The sequence below is a fragment of the Aliinostoc sp. HNIBRCY26 genome (assembly GCF_050235535.1).
GTDB lineage: Bacteria > Cyanobacteriota > Cyanobacteriia > Cyanobacteriales > Nostocaceae > Trichormus.
The window spans coordinates 1433495-1458150 of sequence record NZ_CP189852.1 but is presented as its reverse complement, the minus strand read 5'-3'; the positions used below and the strand labels follow the sequence as shown (position 1 = coordinate 1458150).

General features: G+C 40.0%; 16 protein-coding genes. 6 read left to right on the top strand and 10 right to left on the bottom strand.

What is annotated here, in order from left to right:
* Positions 1 to 33: 33 nt before the first annotated feature.
* From ACQFX9_RS06080 to ACQFX9_RS06060, 5 genes are all read right to left on the bottom strand, one after another.
* Entirely contained in the window at positions 34 to 864 is an 831-nt protein-coding gene (locus ACQFX9_RS06080) for a hypothetical protein (protein WP_427161159.1), read from the bottom strand.
* Between the two features lie 233 nt (positions 865 to 1097).
* Positions 1098 to 1787 (bottom strand): urease accessory protein UreF, encoded by a 690-nt coding sequence (locus tag ACQFX9_RS06075; RefSeq protein ID WP_427161158.1) that lies wholly within the window; start codon positions 1785 to 1787, stop codon positions 1098 to 1100.
* Complete coding sequence (ureE, locus tag ACQFX9_RS06070) at positions 1762 to 2208, bottom strand: urease accessory protein UreE (RefSeq protein ID WP_427161157.1); 447 nt, start codon at positions 2206 to 2208, stop codon at positions 1762 to 1764. The genes ACQFX9_RS06075 and ureE overlap by 26 nt, the downstream gene beginning before the upstream one ends.
* A 148-nt stretch (positions 2209 to 2356) precedes the next feature.
* A complete protein-coding gene (locus tag ACQFX9_RS06065) occupies positions 2357 to 2977 on the bottom strand; it encodes a 4Fe-4S single cluster domain-containing protein (protein WP_236142409.1) in 621 nt (206 codons plus the stop codon).
* Between the two features lie 22 nt (positions 2978 to 2999).
* A complete protein-coding gene (locus ACQFX9_RS06060; RefSeq protein WP_427161156.1) occupies positions 3000 to 3818 on the bottom strand; it encodes a radical SAM protein in 819 nt (272 codons plus the stop codon).
* Positions 3819 to 4364: 546 nt separating this feature from the next.
* On the opposite strand from ACQFX9_RS06060, the gene ACQFX9_RS06055 reads away from it, so the two are divergent.
* Complete coding sequence (locus ACQFX9_RS06055) at positions 4365 to 9344, top strand: GAF domain-containing protein (RefSeq protein WP_427161155.1); 4980 nt, start codon at positions 4365 to 4367, stop codon at positions 9342 to 9344.
* Between the two features lie 208 nt (positions 9345 to 9552).
* Here ACQFX9_RS06055 and ACQFX9_RS06050 read toward each other — a convergent pair whose 3' ends face one another.
* Entirely contained in the window at positions 9553 to 10242 is a 690-nt protein-coding gene (locus ACQFX9_RS06050) for an HAD family hydrolase (protein ID WP_427161154.1), read from the bottom strand.
* A gap of 283 nt (positions 10243 to 10525) precedes the next feature.
* On the opposite strand from ACQFX9_RS06050, the gene ACQFX9_RS06045 reads away from it, so the two are divergent.
* Positions 10526 to 11302: a glucosamine-6-phosphate deaminase gene (locus ACQFX9_RS06045; RefSeq protein WP_427161153.1), complete on the top strand. Its 777-nt coding sequence runs from the start codon at positions 10526 to 10528 to the stop codon at positions 11300 to 11302.
* Positions 11303 to 11441: 139 nt separating this feature from the next.
* On the opposite strand, the gene ACQFX9_RS06040 is transcribed toward ACQFX9_RS06045, so the two are convergent.
* Both ACQFX9_RS06040 and ACQFX9_RS06035 read right to left on the bottom strand, forming a co-directional pair.
* Positions 11442 to 11639, bottom strand: coding sequence for a hypothetical protein (locus ACQFX9_RS06040; protein WP_236142404.1), 198 nt, complete (start codon positions 11637 to 11639; stop codon positions 11442 to 11444).
* Positions 11640 to 11889: 250 nt separating this feature from the next.
* Positions 11890 to 13995 carry an amylo-alpha-1,6-glucosidase gene (locus ACQFX9_RS06035; RefSeq protein WP_427161152.1) on the bottom strand — a complete coding sequence of 702 codons (2106 nt, stop codon included), beginning with the start codon at positions 13993 to 13995 and terminating at the stop codon, positions 11890 to 11892.
* A gap of 140 nt (positions 13996 to 14135) precedes the next feature.
* Between ACQFX9_RS06035 and ACQFX9_RS06030 the strand changes: the two genes are divergently transcribed.
* A complete protein-coding gene (locus ACQFX9_RS06030) occupies positions 14136 to 14747 on the top strand; it encodes a peroxiredoxin (protein WP_103139147.1) in 612 nt (203 codons plus the stop codon).
* Positions 14748 to 14957: 210 nt separating this feature from the next.
* Complete coding sequence (locus ACQFX9_RS06025) at positions 14958 to 15494, top strand: peroxiredoxin family protein (protein WP_427161151.1); 537 nt, start codon at positions 14958 to 14960, stop codon at positions 15492 to 15494.
* Positions 15495 to 15739: 245 nt separating this feature from the next.
* On the opposite strand, the gene ACQFX9_RS06020 is transcribed toward ACQFX9_RS06025, so the two are convergent.
* Positions 15740 to 15919 (bottom strand): hypothetical protein, encoded by a 180-nt coding sequence (locus ACQFX9_RS06020; protein ID WP_427161150.1) that lies wholly within the window; start codon positions 15917 to 15919, stop codon positions 15740 to 15742.
* 530 nt (positions 15920 to 16449) lie between these two features.
* On the opposite strand from ACQFX9_RS06020, the gene ACQFX9_RS06015 reads away from it, so the two are divergent.
* The gene (locus ACQFX9_RS06015) at positions 16450 to 17850 is read left to right on the top strand and encodes an AAA-like domain-containing protein (RefSeq protein ID WP_427161149.1); all 1401 of its coding nucleotides are present in this window, start codon (positions 16450 to 16452) and stop codon (positions 17848 to 17850) included.
* Between the two features lie 775 nt (positions 17851 to 18625).
* Positions 18626 to 22168 (top strand): AAA-like domain-containing protein, encoded by a 3543-nt coding sequence (locus ACQFX9_RS06010; protein WP_427161148.1) that lies wholly within the window; start codon positions 18626 to 18628, stop codon positions 22166 to 22168.
* A 123-nt stretch (positions 22169 to 22291) separates the two neighbouring features.
* Here ACQFX9_RS06010 and ACQFX9_RS06005 read toward each other — a convergent pair whose 3' ends face one another.
* On the bottom strand, positions 22292 to 24280 hold the full coding sequence (locus ACQFX9_RS06005; protein ID WP_427161147.1) for a patatin-like phospholipase family protein: 1989 nt from the start codon (positions 24278 to 24280) through the stop codon (positions 22292 to 22294).
* Positions 24281 to 24656 lie beyond the last annotated feature (376 nt).

Below are 24656 nucleotides of genomic sequence, written 5' to 3'. Positions count from 1 at the left end.
TAAAATATCCGGTCACTCTGATTTTGTCAATCTTTAGAAAAAATCTGACATAGAAAAACTATTTGTTAAAAATTCCTCTAGAGTAACTAGATTTCTCCTTAATTTTTGCAAACTAATTGCATCTTGCTGGATTTGGTCTTGTAATTCATCGATATCAGTAAAGGTCAGAATCCGAAAATCTAGTATCGAGCGAATAAAAGCCTCATTAATTTCTACTTCCTCCTTTTTGATGAAAGGAATTTGATGTTTGTAGTTATTATATGTGCCTGATTCACTTAACCATTTCTTAGGTAAATTGGTGAATTTCACAGGGACACTAGCTGTTTGTAATAAAATATCAGATATGCCATAGTAGCTAAAGAAATTATGCCATTGTTTTTGTACCTCTGCGACAGAATATTGATATTTTTGATAATCTATAATTCTCAGCAAATAATCTCTCTCTGTAGTAGGGAGTGAGTGGTCTAGACAAATATCAGGAATAGCAATTTCTATAAGACTCCTACAAAATAAAGATTTGATTGTGCCGACGGGGATAAAATTTCTAGCTAGTTCCGGCTGGAAACACTCCAAGGGTATGCCATTCCTCAAGCCAAACTTTCTGAAGGTATCCACTAGTTTGTATATTGATAATGAAAAATTTCTAATTAATTTTCTTAATATTGAAACATCAAAATTACTTTCACATGAACTTGTATAATTACTAAACCCTAAAGTTAACTTTTTAGCTGTGACTGTTACTAATCTAATAGCATCATACAAAGCGATAAAGGCGCGAATATCCTGACCCTTAAAGTCGCTGTTTTTATAGCTAGTAATTGCCAGACTCAAATCACTCAAAACATCTAAAGCAAAATCAATCATAATATAGCCTTTCTTGCCCTAGTGAAGTACAAACGAAAATAATTAAACGCAGATGAACACAGATAAACGCGGATAAATTTGTACCTCAGCAGACTAGGAAACGCTATAAGTTAAAAGAACATTTTTAAACCATGATTTCAATAGACATCTTACAAAAAACATGATCCAGCGTCCTTATTTGCGCCTTTGCGCCTCTGCGCGAAACAAAAAAAATATTGCTCAAAAACGCCGATTCAACTTCTAAACAGCCTTGTGTACTGTGTTTCATGCTGCATACTAGCTAAAGATAAACCCCAACTACAACAACTCAAGTCATCATCTTCTAAATCCATTATTTCCATTGTGGCAGCACCGATTAATGGTTGTAAATTGAGTAATATTTCTTGTCCGGCTGTTTGACCGAGGGGAATGATTTTAATTCCAGCCGTAATTAAATTAGTTGCCCAGCTATGCAGATATGCTAATAAAGCCGCTTGTGGATCAATTTGCCAATGGGTAGCCGCCAGAGCAAAAGCGATCGCATAATTACAAGGATGACCTACAGCATGAGCTAAATCCGATATTTGCGGTTGTAGTTTCACGAGTAATTGTAGGAGCGATCGCCCCATTTGCCAGCTAGAATTACGTAATTCCTGGGTTTCTCGCGCCGCCGATAACCATAAATTCCAATAGCGTAATTTCTCTAAATCACCTTGATTGACAGCCTGATACACTCTCAAAATCATCGCTGTTTCTAAGCGAATTGCCCCATAACGCAGTTCGGCTGCTAACCAATGCTGTAAACTCTCCTGAGTGGTAATTGTGCCATTTTCTACTAGAGTTTCCAATCCTTCCGAGTAGCTGTATGCTCCCACTGGCAAAGCAGAACTCGCTATTTGCAATAGGTGTAACAAATGACTATGAGTGAGAGTGATGGTGTCCATAAGCACCTAATTCTGGTTGAAAGGGGACAATTTCTTCAGTAATTTCTAGCCCCATCTGTGCTAACAGAGTACGTAGAACGGGGTCTGGAGATAAGCGTAAATAGTTGGGGGTAATTTCTACAGGTACGTGACGATTCCCTAAATGATAAGCCGCCCGCATTAATAAAAGTGGGGTAGCAGCGACAACCGTAAACACGGGTTCTGCTTTAGCGGCTATTCTCATCAGACTACCATTAGTTTCATCTAGTAAAATATCTCCATCCCATAACACCGTCCCTCTAGGTAAGCGCAAAAATACTACCTGACCATCTTCTGTTTCAAAGCGGTGACGGCTGCGAGTGCGTTCTTCGGCTGTGAGTTGCAAGGTCAACGTGACCTTTATTTCTGGGTTTGGTGGTTTACGTTGCGTCAACGTCAGCATAATTCGTAATTCGTAATTCGTAATTACGATACAAGAAAATAGGGAGGAGAAACTATCAATTCCCACTCCCTAGTGTTCTACCATCCAAAAATTTAAATCTGAGATAGGCTTTCTCAATCCAAAATCTAAAATCTAAAATCCAAAATCTTCAAGTCCATTCCAACCAACCTTGATAACCTGTGACAATACGATTCCCGTCTTTGAGGATGTGGACTTCTATTTGGTCGCTAGCCCAGGTAATTTTGTCAGCAAAGGCGGGGTTGAGGACGCGAACTTTTTGATTTCGTGAAGAAACAGGGGAATCTGGCGAATTAATGGCTAAATTTTGGACAAATGGCCCATCTATCAAAATATCTAGTTGTGCTAAAAGTTCTTGAGAACCTGGAGGCGCGGAGGGTGATTGTAGTTCCTTGAGGGTAAAACCTGTAAAGGACATGACATTAAGACCCGCAGCTTTGAGTTTACGTGCTAACTCAGCTAAAGCGGATGCTTGCCAAAATGGTTCTCCACCAGAGAATGTTACGCCTGTATTTTTGGGTTTGCTTAAAATTTGCTCGACTAAACTATCAATACTGACTAGTTGATTAATTTCAAATGTCCAGGAATCGGGATTAAAACAGCCGGGACATTCACGGGGACACCCTTGCACCCAAACAACTGCACGACAACCAGGGCCATTCACTTCTGATTCATCAATGTAGCCCATGATGTTGAGATAGCCAGAGGGAATTTCTGAATGAATGGATGGGTTGGTTGGTTTAGTTTCCATCTATGTTTATTCCTTTCAACAGTTAACTATGACAAAGCGGGACACAACGCACAGGAATTTTAGTTGTAGTCTGGATGGCATCAGCTAAAGCACTGAGGACATCAGCACTAACACATTGGAGTTGGTGAAAATCACCACAGCCGGATTTAACTGCATTATTCCCCCTAGCATCCAACTGACGCACTAAAGCGCGGGGTCGAGATGGAACATTGAGATGAATTTCATCAGGACGAAGACGCTGTAACAGTTGGATGTAATCTTCTAGCATTTCTGTTGTCCAGGGAGACAAAACCATTGTTTGGATAGCGAGAGTTCCTGAATATTCCCGCCGCAATTTGACAATACCTGCCAAAATATCAGATAGATTTATTGTCTCTACAGGTCGATTAATACGCTGCCATTGATGTGACGAAATTGCATCTAGTTTAACAGCGACGATATCAGCAAACTGCAAGGCTTGGCGCACTATGCGATCGCCTAAAAGTGTACTGTTAGTTAATACTATCGTGGGTAAGCGGGTTAACTGTTTGGCGATCGCTAAAATTTCCTCTAAATTTAAGGCTAAAGTTGGTTCGCCACTACCACTAATTGTCACTACGTCAATTTGCTCATAGGATGCAAGCGATCGCAATTCCTCCGCTATCCTCCCTGTAGGAACAAAAATTTGGCGTTGTAGAGTCTGGACTTCCATCTGTCCTAATTGACAATAGATGCAATTAAATGAACAAGTTGATACTTCCCCAATAGGGTCAATACCTAGCGACTGACCAAATCGCCAAGATTTCACAGGGCCGTAGACAAAGGAACGATGGGAATTTTGTGCAGACTCTATGGCGTTCATACTCGTCCTCTCGCTGGAGTGGCGATCGTCTAACTTTTACCATCCAAAATCTATCGCGAGAAGATGAGGAACTTGTGAAGAATTGACACCCCCCGTTTATACAATGGGGAATTCTTGAGTCAACCAACCCAAGGATTATAATTTTCTTCTTTTCTCCCTGCTCCTCCGAACTTCTGATCACCGAAGGTGGGGCTTCTCTATATGAGGCTATGCCAACGCGAACGCCCATCGGAGGAAACCTCCGCTCAGAGTTCTCTCTGCTCCCTGCCCTCTTCCCTAAATAGTAATGGGATATTTTTAGTGACAAGTCTCCTGCTCACTATTTTCTCTTAAGAGTTGCTTATTTCCTTTTAATCACGAATAAGTGATTTTAGGGATGTGTTTGTAGCAAGCGCGAGTTATATTTAGGCGTAAGTGATTAATTATATAAGTAATTCACTGACATCTCGATTACGCAATGTCACTGAAAAGCATAGATATTTAAGTTTTAAATATGATGGAAATTCAACTAAGATACTAGAAAACTTGTTCATAAATTATTATAATATGAAACTGATTAATAACACAATTAAGATTCTCTTAATTGACGATGAAGTAGCCACTTGGAATTCCTTATTAAATATTTTTGCTTCTCATAATTATCAAGTTGAAAGATTATCCCTCCAGCAATTAGATGCTGGTTCTGTATTAGATTTTATTCCAGATTTAATTCTTATAGATATTTCCATAGCTCGATTACATTATAATTTAGTTAATAAAAAGTTAAAATTCAAAGATAAAAAATTAGATGTACCAGTTATCATCCTAGTCCTTATAGAAGAAATTAACCTAGCTTTTGATCAACTGAAACTAAAATTTGCTGACTACCTAATTAAACCCCTCAGACCCCAAGAAGTTTTAATTAAAGTTAAAAATCAAATCAGAATTAAAAAGCTAAAGCAAGAGTTATTTACCGAAAGACAAAAAATCCAAAAATTAGGTACAGAGATAGAAAAAAAGAATCAACAACTAGAATTTATATGTAATATTAATTCCGCAGAAAATAGCGAGAAAGCTCATGATACTCTAAAGACTCCAACAGTCGATGCTATCAAGTTATGTAGCTATAACGCGGTATTAAGTAGACTGACAAAACATCAGTCTCTATCTCAAGGAAATATATCTGCGGCTTTTGGCGAAGTCACAGAAGCAGGAGCGATCAATATTGGTGTGGAAAGAGCTAGTATTTGGGTATCAGAAACAACATACCATCAAATTCATTGCTTGGATTTATTTGAGAAAACAACTCACAAACACAGTTCAAACTTAACTTTATCAGCTGATAAATACCCCAACTATTTTCAAGCTTTACAGCAAAACGAAGTGATCGCAGTTGCTGATTTAGTTTCCCCAGATCCACGAATACAGGAACTATCCTCAACTTACTTGATTCCCTGCAATATCACTTCCATTCTGTATATTCCTATCCGCTTGGGGGAGACAACAGTAGGGGTATTTTGTTTAGAATCAGTAGGTGTAGTTCATCATTGGACAGAGGAAGACCAAAACTTTGCCCATGCTTTAAGTAATTTAGTTTCTCTAGCATTAGAAGCCAGAGAACGCCAACGGGCTGAAGCCGCACATCGCACTTCCGAAAAGAAGTTGGCCTCAGCCTTTCGCGCCTCACCAGACCCGATTGCCTTGTGTACTTTTCCCGAAGGACGCTACATTGAGGTTAATGATAGTTTCTGTCGATTCTTTGGTTATACTCGCGCCCAGGTAATCGGTACTACCAATACGGAGTTGAATATTTGGGTAAATACCCAAGAATGTCATTTTCTCTCCCAAATTCTCAAACAAACAAAAACCTTACGCAACCATGAGGTTGATTTTCGCACTTGTAGCGGTGAAATCAAGACGGTGCTGCTAAGTGCAGAAATGATCGAAATTGACGGGCAAAAAATTGTCTTGGCTACTGCTAAAGATATTACAGAACGCAAGCAAGCGGAAAACGAAAGCCGCTTATTGTTGTTGACGACCCAAGCCATTACCCGTGCCATAGATGTCAAAAGTGCTTTAACATTGGTTTTGCGGTTGATTTGTCAAACCATCAGTTGGGACTTTGGCGAAGCATGGATACCCAGTGATGACGGTAGTGTTTTAGAGCATAGTTTAGTTTGCCACTGTGAAGAAAGCCGCCTCGAAGAATTTTGCGATCGCAATCAAACTGTCACCTTTACAATGGGGATGGGACTACCTGGACGAGTCTGGGAAACTAAAAGACCAGAGTGGATTGAAGATGTTTCCCAAGTCAACCAGTCAAAATTTTTACGCTCTTTTCAGGCTGCTAAAGTTGGTTTCAAAGCTGGTTTTGCTGTGCCGATTCTGGCAGGTCGGGAAGTCGTAGCTGTTTTAGTATTTTTTAAACGCACTGCTATGTCAGTAGATAAGCGATTACTGATGTTAGTGGGGACTGTAGCTACCCAACTAGGTAGTCTAATTCAGCAGCAAATGATCGAAGCCGCCCACAGAAAAAGCGAAGAAAGATTACAACTAGCTTTATCAGCAAGTGAATTGGGATTGTGGGATTGGAATATCCAAACAGGTAAAATTTATTGTGATTGGAAATGGCGAGATGTACTAGGGTACGCAGAATCCGAGATTGATCAACATCAGCTCGTGAGAAAACAGTTAATTCATCCCGAAGACTGGCGCGCCCTCAAATCATCCATTCATGACCATCTAGAAGGGATAACATCTGTATACGAGATGGAATTTCGGATGCGTTCTCCCTCTGGGGAATGGAAATGGATACAATCTCGCGGCCAAATTGTAGAGCGCGATGAACAGGGTGTACCTTTACGGATGACTGGTACTAATAAAGACATTACAGAGCGCAAAACGCTAGAAAAACAATTAAAACTGCGGGAAGCCAGACTCAACGCCTTTTTTAGTGGTGCGCCCGTAGGGATGAACATCCTTGACCACAAAATGCGCTTAGTGCAGATTAACGACTTGATGGCAGATATTTATGGTAAACCATCAAAAGACCTCATCGGCAAAACACTCCGAGAAATCGCTCCTCACATTGACCCACTATTAACACCCTTCTGTCGGCAAGTATTATCAACTGGGGAAGCAATTTTAAATCGGGAACTCAGTATTACTGCTCATGATGTGCCTAATGGTCTGCGTCATTTTTTGGTGTCTTATTTTCCCATTCCTGGTGAAGATAACAGCCCCTCTGGTGTAGGTACTGTCATGTTAGAAATTAGTGGACTCAAACGTGCAGAGACCGCTTTGAGGGAAAGTATAGAACGAGAAAGAGCGATCGCCCAAGTAATTCAAAGGATGCGCCAAACCTTAGATTTGGAAACTATTTTTACCGCTACCACCGCAGAATTACGGCAAGTATTGAATTGCGATCGCGTTGTTGTCTACCGTTTCCATCCTGATTGGAGTGGCGAATTTGTCGCTGAATCTGTCGGGATGGGTTGGACTTCACTCATGGAATTACATCAACAAAGCCCCAATCTCACCAAAGATGCCTTAAAAAATGGTCAATGTCTCCAGAAAATGCTGGATACTCAAGACATTAATTTGCAAGATCATTACATACCAGCCACAACCAGCACCAGCTTTTGTTGTGTCTCAAATATTTACCAAGGAGGTTTACATCCTGACTATATTAATCTTTTAGAAAATTTCCAAGCCAAAGCTTACGTTATCGTCCCCATTTTATGTGGTAATCAGCTTTGGGGATTATTAGCCAGCTATCAAAATTCTACTGCTCGTCAGTGGAAAACGGGAGAAATCAACATCGTAGTGCAGATTGGCAACCAGTTGGGAGTAGCTTTACAACAGGCACAACTACTAGCACAAACTCAACAACAATCACAAGCCTTACAAGCTGCTGTGACAGCAGCAGACACTGCCAACCGAGCCAAGAGTGAATTCTTAGCTAACATGAGCCATGAATTGCGAACACCCTTAAACGCGATTTTGGGATTTACGCAACTGATGAGTCATGACAACAGCCTCTCCTATGATCATCAACAGAATTTAGCGATCATTAACCGCGCCGGAGAACATCTACTTAATCTCATCAACGACATTTTAGAAATGTCGAAAATCGAAGCTGGCAGAACTACCTTAAATCTCAACAGTTTTGATTTAATTCGGATGTTAAATAATGTCCAAGAAATGCTACAAATTCGGGCAACAGGCAAAAATCTGAATCTGGTATTTGAATATGCTCCTAACTTGCCAAAATACATCAAAACTGACGAAAGCAAACTACGTCAAGTTCTGCTCAATATTGTCGGCAATGCCATTAAGTTTACATCGAATGGTAGTGTTAAACTCCGCGTCAGTTTAGGCACTAACGACTGGGAACTCACAGCACAACAGCAGGAAGAAAAAAACACTATTCCCAATGTCCACCTGATTTTTGAAATCCAAGATACCGGAGCAGGGATTGCTTCACAAGAACTAGAATTATTATTTGAAGCCTTTGGGCAAACTGAAAGCGGCAGACAATCACAACAGGGAACAGGACTAGGATTGGCAATTAGTCGCAAATATGTGCAGATGATGGGAGGAGAGATTAACGTCAATAGTAATTTGGGAAGAGGAAGTCAATTTACCTTTGATATTCAAGTCGGGGTGGTTCTACCCTCTGAGATGCCTGTCTCATCAGTATCGCGTTGGGTGATAGGTTTAGCACCACAGCAAGAACAGTATCGCATTTTAGTTGTAGATGACATCCCAGATAGTCGTTTACTATTAGTGAAACTTCTCTCATCTGTTGGTTTTACTGTGCAGGAAGCTGCCAACGGCAAAGAAGCTGTTACCTTGTGGGAAACATGGCATCCCCACCTGATTTTCATGGATATGCGAATGCCTGTCATGGATGGGTATCAAGCTACTCATTTGATTCGCTCTTTGGAGTTAAAACAACAAAAACAATGCTCTATCATGTCCATGACTACGGTAGGAGCAAGTACAAAAAAAACTGACGTAAAGTTGAAGAAATCTTTGACTGAAGTCTGTGTCAATCATCAACCAATTTCTAGTTCATGCCATCCCCAAACAATTATTATTGCCCTGACTGCTAACGCCTTTGAAGAACAACGAGAGGCAATAGTGCAAGCTGGTTGTGATGATCTAATTAATAAACCTTTCCAGAAAGCGCAAATTCTCGAAAAACTTAATCAGTATTTAGGTGTACGCTATCTCTATCAAGAAGATATCCATCAACAATTTAATATTCAGTCGTCTTCAGAAAAATTACTCAATACTGATGATGTCTTAGATTCACTATTGAAAATGCCCCAAACATGGGTAGCAGACATATATCAAGCTGCTGCCCAAGGTAGTGATGATTTGATTTTAGATTTAATTCATCAAATGCCTACTAAAAATTTGCTATTACAAGAATGTTTAAGTTGTTTAGCGAGTAATTTTCAATTTGAGAGAATTATGGCATTAACTCATGATGTGGGAAACAAAAAAAGAGAGACATCAGCACAGACGTTTCACCCGTAGACACGCCAGCAGCTTGCCGGAGGAACTCAAATGTACCTGCGGCAAACCGTCGAGGAGTACGGAATAGGGAATAGGGAATGGGGAATGGGGAATGGGGAATGGGGAATAGTTTCCCTCTCACTGTCACCTTTTTTTAGAATTCAGTAGCCATCATAAATTGCGTACACAAGAAAACATGAAAAAGTCTTTCCCTTACACCCCTATACCCTTATACCCCTATACCCTTTGTCAAGAAAGTGACTGTCTCTAATGATGAATTTAGTAATTTCCATAGCTGCAAATCAGTAAAGTCTGGAATTGCCATAAATGCGCCAAATTTTTGCAATTCTTGAGGCTCATGGGTAGAAGCAATACCAATAGTACGAATACCAGCCGCCACTGCTGCACGAATACCTGAAGGGGAATCCTCTAAAGCATACGCTTGTTCTGCGGCAATTCCCAACTGCTCTAAAGCCACTTGATAGGGTATTGGTTCTGGTTTTGCGGCTGTACAGTCTTCTGCAATAACAATTGTATGAAAAATATTTTTGATGTTTAAAAGCTCTAGCATAAACTCTACATTTGCTCTAGGAGCATTTGTAACTAAAGCTCGTTTTAATTGATGTGTCTTTGTCCAATCTACTAATTCAGTAAAGCCAGGTAATGGTTTAAGATGGGAAGCAAGTTGACGAAATATCGCTTCTTTTTCATCAGCAAACTCTTGACTTGCTGCTGGTGACAAATTTGGCAAAATATCCTGGAGAATTTCTGGATTTAATCGCCCACTAACCCTAGATTTGTAAAATGTTTCATCAATTTCCATGCCATAATTTAACAGCATTTTTCGCCATACTTGGTAGTGTATGGGGTCAGTGTTCACAATAGTGCCGTCTAAATCAAAAAGAATTGCAGCAAGCATAATTTGGGGTTCAATGTAAATAATTGTTAAGTTAACATCAACAGTTTACATTGTTTTAGGTGTAGTGCGTGCTGAGTCTAAATTTTTACGGTATCTGGAAAACCTCTCTCTAAATCTCTCTCCTGCGAGGAGAGAGACTTTGAGTTTACTGATACAAATTTGAAAAATGCTCGTGACAGATTGCTCAAAAGCCCACCATTAAAGCATTACACAATTCAAAATCCAAAATTTAAAATCGGATGATTTCTGTTGATAATTATTGCCACCATTCTACTGACAGCTAATGATAGCCACCACAAAAGTTTTTCATGTCGATCGCCTGGCAGTACAGGTTTACCAATCGGAGTCAGATATGGCTCAAGATGTTGCCGTGATTGCCCAGCAGCATTTAAAGTCAGTTCTCCAATATCAGGAAAAGGCTGCGGTTTTATTAGCAACAGGTAATTCTCAACTAAAATTTTTAGAGGCTTTGATTAGTTTAGGTGGTGTAGATTGGTCAAGAATTACTTTGTTTCATCTAGATGAATATTTAGGCATTAATGCCGATCATCCTGCGAGTTTTCGCTACTATATGCGAGAACGGGTAGAAAAGCGGGTATTTCCTCACCAATTTCACTATATAGCAGGTGATGCTTTAGAGCCATTGACAGAATGCGATCGCTACACCAAACTACTCCAAGCACAACCTATTAACCTATGTTGTCTGGGCATAGGTGAAAATGGACACTTAGCTTTTAATGATCCCTCTGTAGCTAACTTTCAAGATCCTTACAGTGTAAAAATAGTCAAATTAGACGCGGCTAATCGCCAACAACAAGTTAATACAGGACAATTTCCCCATCTAGATAATGTGCCTCAGTATGCTTTTACTGTCACCTTACCTTTGATTTGTTCTGCTCAAAAAATCCTTTGTCTTGCACCAGAACAACGCAAAGCCCAAATAGTAAAAAGAATGTTGTCTGGTTCAATTAGCACAGACTGTCCTGCTTCTATTTTGCGTCAACAATCACAAGCAACTTTATTTTTAGATGCTAATTCTGCGGGGTTAGTCAATAGTTAATAGTCAATAGTCAATAGTCATTAGTCATTAGGGAACAGGGAACAGGGAACAGGGAACAGTTTTTCTCATCTCCTACCTTGTCTACCTTGTCTACCTTGTCTACCCTATTCCCCTACCTACATCTCTGCTACTGAAAAGCCTACACTACAGACCACCGAACCCATCTTGATACTTCGTCTTCTACTATGAAAACTTGCTTTTGTGAATTAGCAGTTTCAGTTACAATAACTCTTAAGGTAGCTATATAAACATTATTAGCTAGTGAATTGCCGTAACCAACTACTTTACCTAAATGCCCCGTTTTTTGATTTAGTACGTAATCTCCAATGGAGAACATAACAGCACTTCAACATGGCAAAATATATCTCCTATACCCAATTAATTTTCTGTGAGAATAAAAATAAAAACTTCATACTTCTAGAGAGTTTGATTTGTCACTAGAGAAATATTCTAGAGATGATTTATCTATGACTAAAGATAGAAGAGATATAGGAATCATATTTGATTTCTGCGAAGCTAGGTACACCTCTGTTATTTCTTTTCCTTTTCCCTGTTCCCTGTTCCCTTTCCTATAATTGTTTTCCATTTTAAATATGTCGCATGACTTCGGCTATTGACCAAGCTTGTGCTACTGCACCTCTGGGATAATGTGGTGGTTCGCCATCAAACATCTCGGAAATAGAACCGATACAAGCATCATGCCATAGGTGATCTAACAAAGGTTGCCAACTAAAAGGTATTGGTTGTTCTGGGAGAAAACGTTGCCAACCACGAATAAAAGCACCAATTAACCAAGTCCAAACAGTACCTTGATGGTAAGCGCGATCGCGTTTCTGATTATTACCTAAACATCTACCAATATATTCTGGATCGGCTGGGTCAAGGCTACGAAGACCATAAGGTGTTAACAAGCGATCAGTGGCTAATTCTAATATCTGTCGGCCTTGGGATGGTAAAAACCCACAATGATGTAAAGACACTGCTAATACTGCATTAGGACGAATTTGGGCATTGCGGCGATCGTCAAAGTCGATGGTGTCGTATAAGTAACCTAATTGTGGATTCCAGAATTTTTGTAGAGAAGTTTTTACTTGTTGTGCTTGTTGGGCATAACGCTTACCTTGATTGGCTAAACGTACTTTATCGCCTGTTTCTAGCTGGCTTAAGTGTTCTGCCCATTGACTCATCCAGCATAAAGCTGAATACCATAAGGCATTAATTTCAACGGGTTTACCGGAACGGGGTGTAATAGGTTGTCCCTCGACTACAGCGTCCATCCAAGTCAAGGCTACTCCTGGTGCATCCCAACCCAATAGCCCATCCGTTGCATCTACTTGGATGTTATAACGTGTACCACCGATAAATGCTTTATGAATTTGCTGTACTACGGAAAACTGTGCCGCTAAAAATTGCCAGTCTTGGGTAGCTTCTAGGTAAAGTCCTAGAGTTTCAATCCACCACAAAGCTGCATCAATACAATTGTATGCAGGCTCAGTGTCTTTGTCTGGGAAAGTATTGGGGATAAGACCATGACGACAGTAACGTCCAAAAGTTTGCAGGAGATTTTTGGCTAACTCAAAACGTCCAGTTACTAAGGTTAACCCAGGTAAAGCAATTAAGGTATCTCTTCCCCAATCATTAAACCAGTGATAACCAGCCATCACCGTTGGGTTTGCAATGGAAGCCCGATAAACAATAAATTGATCGCTGGCTTTGAGTAATTGTTGCCAAATTTTGGCATGGGGGGGAGATGAGGTAGATAAGGGAGACAAGGGAGGGAGGGGAAACAATGTATAGTTTTTTTCTTGTCCACCTTGTCCACCTCGTCCACCTTGTCCCTTTATCCCGGATTCCCAACTGCAAATCTGGGATAGTCGCTCCTGTTCTGCTTCTACTGCTTCTGCAAAGGTGTCTGGAGTCAGAGGATCTATTAATTGTTCAGGGAAACCTATACGAGCTTCTAGGGTGACGGCATCTCCTGGTTTGAGAATTACTGTTAGATAACCTGGGCTAAACAGGTCTTCGCGATCGCCTAGTCCCCGTTGTGTCTCTTCGGGAAATTCGTAATTCCAGTACCATACGGGAGCTGCTCGATATTCCCCCTGTGTCCAGCGCAATCGCCAAGGTGTACCAAAGCCATCATTACTGATGGCTTGTAAGTAGATTTGCTGATAACCGAGTAATTGTGAAAATTGTAAGTCGGAACTATGGGTCTGTTGACTATGAAAATTGCGATCGGCAATCAGCAATCTCAGCCTTAAAATCGCAGTTTCTCTACCTTCATAGCGATATTGAATTAACAGGCGATGGCTAACTGAGGAATCTTGCAGATTTCCGCTATTGTGGCTAGCTTCTATCCCATAAGGCATAATTAATTGTCTACTCAGTTGCCAATCTTGTTCACCCCAAATCCATTTAGGAACGGGGTTAATATCGAAGGTGTGCAGCAGTTTGTAGCCAGTTGGCTCGATATTACCTGTACCCCAAATATTTGTCCCTAGTGACACAACTTTTTTTGAGACTTCTAGGCTAGCTTCTAGGTGGGAAAACAATAGGGTTCGCCCAGTCGGTGGATTTGTCGCCGCAAATAGCCAACCGTGATAAGTTCGGGTGCGAACATCTGCAACAGTACCACTGGCAAAGCTACCTAAGCCATTGGTTAATAACCATTCTTTTGTATCTAAATCAACCATTTGCTACTCAAAATCGTTATGACTATGATATAGTCGTAACAGATCGTAATCAAACTGTGAGCAAGCGTGGATGGGTAAGATTTACCTGACCCCAACTCCAACGCTAGTAAACGGATATAAGTTGAAGGAGATAATAGTAAATGTCCATCACTTACGGAATAGAAGGAAGCCTCCGCGTTGGTCAACAAGCTCCCGATTTTACCGCAACAGCCGTAGCGGATCAGGAATTCAAAACAATCAAACTTTCCGACTATCGTGGGAAATATGTTGTTCTGTTCTTCTACCCCCTAGACTTTACCTTTGTTTGCCCCACTGAGATCACAGCATTTAGCGATCGCTACGAAGAATTTAGTAAACTTAACACTGAAGTTCTGGGTGTTTCCGTTGATAGTGAATTCTCTCACCTAGCTTGGATTCAAACAGATCGCAAGTCTGGCGGTGTTGGCGACCTCAACTATCCCCTAGTTTCCGACATTAAAAAAGAAATTAGTGCCGCTTACAACGTATTAGACCCCGCAGCAGGTATTGCTTTGCGTGGTCTATATATCATTGACAAAGATGGTATCATTCAACACGCTACCATTAACAACCTCGCTTTTGGTCGTAGCGTTGATGAAACATTGCGGACATTACAAGCGATTCAGTATGTGCAGTCTCACCCAGATGAAGTTTGCCCTGCGGGTTGGCAACCTGGTGATAAAACCATGAACCCTGATCCTGTCAAGTCCAAAGTTTACTTCTCTGCCGTTTAATCAGCATCATAATTTTAGATTTTAGATTTTGGATTCTGTTAATCATCTCAATCTGAAATCAAGAACTAAAAGTGATGACGCTGGCTTTAGCGGTTGTAGAAACTAAAACTAGAAAATCATCAATACCACAGATGAACACACATATACACGAGATATAAAATCAGTGTTAGGTGGAAAGTTTATCTGTGGTTTTATAATTTTGAATTTCTTATGCTGACATCAACAGATTTTAGTGGCTTATTTAATGAACGCTTTTTGCGGAATTTCCTCCCCATTCCAGCTAGTAACGAATTGAGGCTGGAAATCGGAACACCAGACTTTCAATTACCAGACATTACGAATGGAAAGCTAGTGAAACTATCGGATTATCGAGGTAAACAACCTGTTTTATTGGCATTTACCAGAATTTTTACAGAAAAGCAATATTGCCCATTTTGTTTTCCTCACATCAAAGCCTTAAACGAAAACTATGAGCAATTTCAACAGCGTGATATAGAAATTTTATTAATTACTAGTACCGATGAAAAACAAAGTCAAATAGTTGTCAGAGATTTAGGCTTAAAAATGCCATTACTGAGTGATTCTAGTTGTCGAGTATTTCGCACCTATCGAGTAGGACAAGCTTTAGGCGCACCTTTACCTGCTCAATTTGTCTTAGATAAAAATGGCAAACTCCGCTACAAACATTTATTTTCCTTCCTAGACCATAACGCCACAGTAGAAACCTTACTCTCACAATTTGATTAAGACTTAGGGGAAACACGGTTTCCTCCCCTATACCCCTACATCCCCGTATTTCTCAGGAGAAAACCCCTTTCTCCCTACAGATCATCTTGTAAGAGCAATCAGGCGGTTACGCCATCCCCTGAGTCGATTTTTCAGCCATTCCACGCCCTAAAAATCCTGAACTATCGGTTTTTGGGATTGATTTCAGTATCCACTAATTTAACAAACCAAGTATAAATACAGATTTATTACATACCTCAACTCAACTAGACTAAACTCTTGTGTTTACCTTTTAGCTGAAAAGGAGGTCTTAGAGCTGATTCGGAAAGCTTCTTTCGCGCCACACTGGTGAACTTAGTTTTAAATACTACATCTCCATATAAGCGATCGCGTCCTTGTAATCTTCTGTATTCACGGAATTTCCATAGAAAAAACATCATCAACATGATAAGTGATACTGACTTGACACAAGTATTGAAATGGAATTTACTTGCCTTAAGTGTTTACTATGATGTTAATATGCAGTAGTTTGGTTTATGGAGAACACCTATAGTTTACATAGATAACTTCATAAACAGTTAACAATCTTAATGAAGTAACTAAAGTAAATTAAAAATAAGTGAATTACAATGAAGCGGAAAATTTGTGGCTAAATAAGGTTAAATGCGGCTCAAATGTAGATTATTTCTAGGTTTTAGTCTTGAATAAGCTTAAATCTTAAGCTTATTCCAAATTTGGGTATTTTACTGATTTGGCGATAAGTTCTCTGAAACACTGCACTTTGATTTGCTGGGTAATAGCCAACTTTGTGCAGATATTGTTCTGCAAATATTGGCGAAAGTTTAGATCAAAGTAAATACCAATAATTTTGATCTAATCCATCAGTTTTAGTAATTCGTGTTCCTTTGATTACTGGTGTAATACTATATTACACCAAGTAGATTTTGTTGTCAAACAAACTCTTGTGACAAAACCTATGACTTTAAAGCAAATGAAGACAAAGAGAAGACGGGGTGTGATCTTATCTCCTAGAGGATTGCAAAGATTAAAAGATGCAATGCTCTCTTGGGAGATATTAGAAAATCATGGCGATCGCATCACGCTTGATCAACTATCACAGCAGACAAATCTTTCTGCTAAAACTCTCAGCAGATTGTGGTCTGCAAATAAAGGTGTAGACCAAAAAACCCTGAAATTATGTTTCAATGCTTTCAACTTAGATTTACAAAAAGAAGACTACATCTTTATCCAAGAAGACAATGAAATCGAGTCTCTGGATTTTCTGTCAGATAGTTCGTATCTAGAGACAGAACGTTTATCTACATGGTCATATCCAGATGGCCCAGTCCCATTAAATTCCACCTTATATATTGAACGTTCGCCAGTAGAAGACTTAATTTATCGTGAAGTAACTCAACCTGGATGCGTCATTCGGATTCGTTCCCCCAGACAGATGGGTAAAACATCTTTGGTACTGCGGCTTTTAGATTTTGCAGAAACACAAGGATATCACACTGTTAATTTAAGTTGTTCCCAAATTGATGACCAATGTTTAACCAACTTGAATAAATTGTTGCGTTGCCTTTGTCATCAAATTGCGACAAAACTAGGAATTGAACCAAATATTGATGATAAATGGGATGAAGAGGTAGGCTATAAACTAGTTTGTAGCTTTTACTTGCAAAACTATATTCTCAAACAAATTAACAATCCAATAGTTTTGGTTTTGAGTGAAGTTGATCACTTTTTTGCATACCCTCATATAGCTCAAGAGTTTTTTGCTTTATTACGTTCCTGGTGTGAGGAAGCACGACAAAATCGGCTATGGCAAAACTTGCGCTTTGTTGTGGTTTACTCAACAGAAAAGTATGTTTCTTTAGATATTAACCATTCTCCATTTAATATCGGATTGCCGATTCGACTCAATGAATTTACTCATCAACAAGTAGAAGAATTAGCTAGAAGATATGGGTTAAAGTGGGGTGTTGGCAAAGAATCTGTGCAGTTAATGTCTCTGATTGGCGGTCATCCAGCACTGATACAGCTAGCCTTGTATCATCTAAGTTCTGGGACTATGAGTTTAACAGAGTTAATTAAAGATGCGATCGCCAACGGTGGGATATACCGTCATCATTTACAACGCCACTGGGTCAAACTACAAGCTAATCCGCATTTGATCAGGACATACACAGAACTAGTATCGACGAAACAAGGTGTTGTTCTTGATCCTATGGACACTTATAAACTAGAGAGTTTAGGACTAATTACGTTTGAAGGCGATCGCGTCTTACCCCGTTGTGAACTATATCGCACCTATTTTGCTAGACAAATATCTACATTGGGTTTACAAAGTTTGTCTTATGTGAACCTGAGCTAAAAATTCAGTGATTTGTCAGTATCGGTTATTTGCGATCATTCATCAAAATTCCTGGTTTCATAATGGATTTTTGGCTACTCTACATTACTCAATAAAATTACGCCATAGGAGTTTGCAAGCCTGAGCTTTTTTCCTGCAAAATTTTTGTCTTAAAAATACACTCAACGTTATCAATTTTTCTGTTCTAGGCATACAAATTTTTTGCCCACAAGAAGATAGGACTTTGATTATAGTTTTCCCTTTATCAAGCTAGGGGGAATCTAGCCACATTTTGCACGCAGCAAATAGCTGTGTGTATACCATAGCTATGAAAAGACGGAGGGAAATAGATTTTCTGAGCTATCCCATTTACATGGGAAGATGAAGGAGGGTAATTTGACTTGTAAATAATTCTAAATGCTATATATTAATTAAAACTAATACACCAAATTTACCCTGGTTTTAAAAAAATGATGACATTGAGGAAAATTGGTTGACTCAATAGCAGTTTTTGGCAATTAAGCTAGTGGACTAAAAAACTGGACAATTCTAGCAGCTAATCATATATAAAATTTATAAAAAACACAATGACAGATAGGACAATTAGAAAAAACTTTGGTTGAAATAATAACTAAAAAAGACATTTAGAACATTTAAGTAATTTTGCCAAAATGACCAAGCCGCAGTAAAAAAAATATTTGATGGTGATATGCTGGGGAGATATTACTTGTTCTCAAGTGTAGGAAGTAATTATCAAGGGTGAAATTTCTCTCCTATTTAAAATGCCTCAAGTAACATGAAATACCAAGTTGGCGGCAGTCTTCATAGTGATGATCCTAGCTATGTTATTCGTCAGGCAGATAAAGAACTCTATACCAGTCTCAAAGCTGGTGATTTTTGTTACGTCTTTAATTCGCGCCAAATGGGCAAATCTTCTCTATTACATCGCACCAGAGAGCTTTTGACGCAAGAAGGATATAGTTGTGTTTACATAGATGTGACGCGCTTAGGTAGTGAAGATACAACTACTGAACAATGGTACAAGGGAATTATTATCAGTCTTTTTTATGGGTTTAATTTAGCGGAAAAAATCAATTTCAAGGAATGGTGGGAAATGCAAACAGGTCTTTCTCCCATTCAAAAACTCAATCAGTTTTTAGAAGAAATTGTCCTATCTCAGCAACAAAGCCAGCGTATTTTTATATTCATTGATGAGATTGATAGCTTATTGAGCTTGAGTTTTTCTACCAGTGATTTTTTTGCTTGGATTCGTCACTGTTATAACCAAAGAGCGCATGATCCCAAATTTCAACGCTTAAGTTTTGCCATCTTTGGGGTAGTGAGTCCATCTGATTTAATTACTGATAAACGGCGCACACCTTTTAATATTGGTACAGCAATTCAGTTATATGGTTTCAAAGTAGATGAAGCTACACCTTTACTGCAAGGTTTAGAACCCGTCATCAGTCAACCGGAGGCAGTATTAGAAAAAATTATTGCCTGGACGGGTGGACAACCTTTTTTAACTCAAAAACTCTGTCAGTTGGTTGTACAAACTGCTTGGCAAGCACCCCACAAAAAAATTGATTTACCACCAGCGACAGCCGGCTATTGGGTAGAGCAGTTAGTGCAGAAGTCCATTATCCAGCACTGGGAAGCCAAAGACGAACCAGAACACCTGCGGACAATTCGCGATCGCCTGCTCTTTGATGAACAACGAGCCGGGAGGTTATTGGGGATTTATCAGCAGATATTACAAGCCGAAGTGGGAAGTCTACCAGTAGCCATCAACGACAGTCGAGAACAAACAGAATTATTACTATCTGGTTTAGTAGAAAAACACAACGGCTATCTCAAAATTAAAAATCCCATTTATCGGTATGTTTTCGATGCTTTATGGGTAACTAGACAATTAGATAATCTGCGTCCTTACTCACAAATTTTTAATGCTTGGGTAGCATCAGGTTATAAAGATGAGTCACGGTTATTGCGGGGAAAGGCTCTCAAAGATGCTCAAAACTGGTCACTGGGAAAAAGTCTCAGTGATTTAGATTACCGGTTTCTCAGTGCGAGTCAAGAGTATGAGCAACTGACAAACCAAACAGCAATGGAAGCAGCACAGGCCAAAGAAGCAGCAGTCAGACTAGCGAAGGAAAAAAAAACTGCTCAATTCCAAAGATGGCTGCTCATTGGAATGTTGATTAAGTTAGTCACTTCTATTGCTTTGGCTATTGGCATTTACATTTTGTATCGCCAATCCCAAAAAAGCGAAGTTCAAGCAAAAACTAGCGAAATTCGCGCCTTAATCTCTGCATCCGAAGGGATGTTTGCCTCCAATCGCAGGTTAGATTCCCTGGTAGCCGCAATCAAAGCCCAAAAAAGACTCGAAAAACTAGAAGCACCCAATGCCAAAATTGAACGTCAAGTCAAAGATGTCTTACAACAGGCAGTTTATGGTGCAGATGAATACAATCGGTTTTCCGGTCACACAGCAGCTGTGATGGCAGTAGATATCAGTCCTAATAGTAGTTTGATCGCTTCAGCCAGTATTGATAAAACTATCAGACTTTGGCGACGTGATGGTACTGTCGTGGCGACTCTCAAAGATCATCAAGGTGCAGTGAGAGCAGTTAAATTTAGTCCTGATGGCCAGTTTCTCGCCTCAGCCAGTGAAGATGGCACTGTGAAACTCTGGAAGCGGGGAAATACAGACGCACAGTGGCTGGTAACTCGCACCTTTAAAGGTCATACTGCTTCCGTCTGGGGAGTCGCCTTTAGTCCCGATGGTCAATTTTTAGTCTCTACTGGTTGGGATCGAACAGTCAGACTGTGGCAGCAAGATGGTAAACTCCTGAAAACATTTGCAGGTTACAAATGGGGATTTTGGGGAGTAGCATTTAGTCCTGACGGTCAAATTATTGCAGCTGCCAATCTAGACGGGACGGTAAAACTTTGGCAACGAGACTCCACAGGTTGGCAAAACCCCAGACTTCTGCAAGTCCTCTCCGGTCATCAAACTTGGGTTCAGGGAGTAGCATTTAGTCCCGATGGTCAAACCCTAGCTTCCGCCAGTGAAGATAAAACCGTAAAACTGTGGCGACGTAACCGCCAAGATGGTAGCTATCGCCTAGATAAAACTCTGCAAGGTCATACGGCGGGAATTACGGGAGTAGCATTTAGTCCTGATGGTCAAACTATTATTTCTGCTAGTCTCGATAAAACGATGAAGTTGTGGAATATCGACGGTACAGAACTCAGGACACTCAGAGGACATAACGCTTCCGTGTGGGGAGTCAGTTTTAGCCGTGATGGTAGCCTCATTGCTTCGGCGGGTGCAGAAAATCTCGTCAGACTCTGGCAAAGTCAAAATCCCTTTCAAACCAGTGTGATTGCCCATAGTGGGGGAATGTGGTCAATTGATATTACCGCCGATAGTTCTACCATTGCGACAGCCAGTCACGAAAACGTTGCGAAATTTTGGAGTCGTCAAGGCAAATTACTCCAAACCTTGACGGAAAAAAGTGTAGTTTTCGATGTTTCGTTTAGTGAAAATGGGCAGTTAGTGGCGATGTTTGCAGATGACGCTACAGTGAGAATCCGCCGGCGAGATGGTAGTTATGTTGCTAGTTACAAAGACACCAATGGTAAAATCACAGGTGCAGCCTTAAGTCCCGATGGTCAAGCGATCGCGATCGCTAATGTGGAGAAAATCGCTCAGATATGGCAACGTAATCAACCAAAATCCCGCATTCTCCAGGGACATCAAGGCGAAGTTTGGCAGGTGGTTTTTAGTCCTGATGGGAAAATGCTAGCTTCAGCCAGTGCTGATGGTACAGCCAAAGTGTGGACAACAGAAGGTAAATTACTCGCCACCTTAAGGGGACATTCCGCCAGTGTGTGGAGAGTTGCCTTTAGTCCTGACAGTAAAATGGTAGCCACAGGGAGTGGTGACAACACCGTCAAGTTATGGACAGTAGATGGAAAGTTATTGCAAACATTCACCGGTCACACCGCCGCCGTTTGGGGTGTAGGGTTTAGTCCAGATGGTAAAATGATTGTCTCTGGGAGTGTGGATGCTACCGTCAAACTTTGGCGACTAGATGGTACAGAAATCACCACTCTTCGGGGTCATACCGCCGCCATTCGCAAAATTGCTGTCAGCCGTGATGGTACTTTTGTCGCCTCTGGGGGTGATGATAACACCTTAATTATTTGGAATTTGCCTGCTATTCTCAAACTCAATGCCCTAGCTGATGGTTGCGCTCTGGTAGAGGATTATCTGAGAACTAATATAACAGTGGAAGAAGGCGATCGCTCTCTTTGTCAAAACGGCCAGTAGTTTTATAGGCAAGGAGGCAGGGAGCAGGGAGCAGGGGAGACAAGGTAGACAAGGTAGAATTTCTTACCCAATGCCCAGTCCCCAATGCCCAATCCCCAGTCCCCAATCCCCAATCCCCAATCCCTATTCCAACAACAAACTACACAACTCATCAATCATCTGACTATTTTGAGCAATCATCTGATGAGCTGTAGCTTGTAGCTGACGCACATTTTGTAGTGTGGTGTTATCTATTTCTTCTAATTCCGCATCTAAAAATGTTTGAAATCGGTAATAACTAGTTTTAGCTTCTGGCTCACCAGGTGCAAACAATCTTTCTAGTTGTCCTGCTACCACTTCACTACCGCCATCAAACACTATATTTAACAGAGGTCTACCCCATTGTAAGAGTCCCCAGTTTTTAACTTCACTATAGGGATAGGCACTTGTTAATGAACCGGTACCTAAAGAAACTACTAGAATATCTTCTAAATTAAGCACTCTATTTTCTAATCGCTTACTACTCATTTGCGCTTCTAAAATAGCCAAATGGGCTGGATTATTGGCAAATACACCCCCATCAACTAAATTATAAAAGCCGTTAGTATTGTGAGAAGTCACAATCCGATGGGGAGGAAAATAAGTCGGAGTCGAACTAGTAGCTAAGGCTGCATCTAAAAGCGAAAAACCTCTAGATAAATTGCGAAATTTCTTAGATTCTATCTGTTGTTTTTCCGGTTTATTAGTAAAAAATATGGGAATTCGTTGTTCAATATCGTAACTAGTGACGAAAACTTCTTTGAGATTATGTTCTAGTAGCGCATCACCGAAATACTGTTTTAAAATTTCTTCTCTACTACTAGAAGCATATTTTGGTTGTAGGAATATATCTTCAATGGGGCCAAGTATTTTCTCAAATAATGGCTCATAAAATATTTCCACACCATACTCTACAAATAGTTCTAACAAATCCTCCGCCGTATGTTCAGCTAACGGTGAATGATCAGATTCATCGGCATTAACTTGAGGTTTAGTTAGTCCTAGTGCTAAAATTCCGCCACTGGAAGTCCCAGAAATTAAATCAAATAAACTAGATATTGGCTTTTGGGTGCGTTTTTCAATTTCTGCGAGCAGGATAGCAGGAATAATACCGCGAATTCCACCCCCATCGATAGCCAGAATTTTATATTTAGGACGAGTTGTTGTATTCATGGTTGTTGGTGACTCCTGTTGTAGTGGTGTTGATGCTGGTTGGCTTTCTGTTTCCTCGGATGTGAAATTGATGAGAGTTTGACTGGTTTCAATTTCTGCGTTGTCTGTTGCTGTTGGTTGTTGTGCTTCTGCTGGCGTTAATACAGTCGTTGTTGCAGTGGGAATATCTGTGGGAGAACTTAATGCTGTTTCAGTTTGAGGTTCACTTCCTGGGGATGATGGGACTACAAATGGAATTCTTGCTAAACCCCAAATCGGACTACCGCGCAAAGTGCCATGATAGGAGTCTCCTAGATAATTTTTGACAATTTTACCTTCGCCTTCATCTAACTTCCAATAAGCAACTAATCCGGCTTCATCTCCCACTATTAGACCAGATCGATGGGTTTGAATTTGTGCTTGATTACAGGCATAATTCCAGACACTAATATGAGCTAATTGCCCTGTAAAATATATGCGATTATGTAAAGTGGCACCCAAAGTAATGGGACTTGTGGCTTTATTTAAAGCAGTCCCTTGAAACGAATCGACATATTCATGATCATCAAGATATACAGTCAACTGACCTTGATGAAAAACAATAGCGAAAAAATGCCATTGGTTAATAGTTAATTCTCTATTACCAATTGTTCTGACAAATTTGCTCACATTTTCATCAATATAGATGTCTAAATTACCTGCCTCACTAATACCAAATTCAAAATTATCACTGTATCTGTCTGAAGAACGGGCAAAAAATACATTGCGCGCCCCGTATGTGGTAGCTTTATTTGTAAGTTTTTGTGGGTTGATCCATCCTGAAATTGTCAAGGCTGAACTTCCCTCAGCAAAAACACCACCAAGGTCATTTCTACCAAAATCTATATAATCATCTTGACCATCAAATGTCAGAACTGATTGCTCAACTCCTTGATTTGTCACGATTTTTTAATCTCCAATTATTTAAGTGCAAGCACGGGAAGTATTAAATATTCGTCAATTGGTTAAAGTTTACACCTTAATTTAAAAATAAATCCAATATAATTACAAGGATTATCTTAAAGATTATCTGTTAGATAAGTTAATCAAAAAGGCTTTGCGAGGTGACAAGACAGTTAAGCTATTTAAAGATAGATGAGGAACAATTTAAACTGAATATCAGACAGTTAAGACATTTATAGGAATCTGGTTTCATGTCTAGCATCATTTGTGTAGAAAGGTAACAGAAAATATATGTACTTAACTTCGCATAAATCAAATATAGGAATTAGTCCACTACCTGTCTACGTATCTATTCAAAAATTAAGTAAGAATCCTA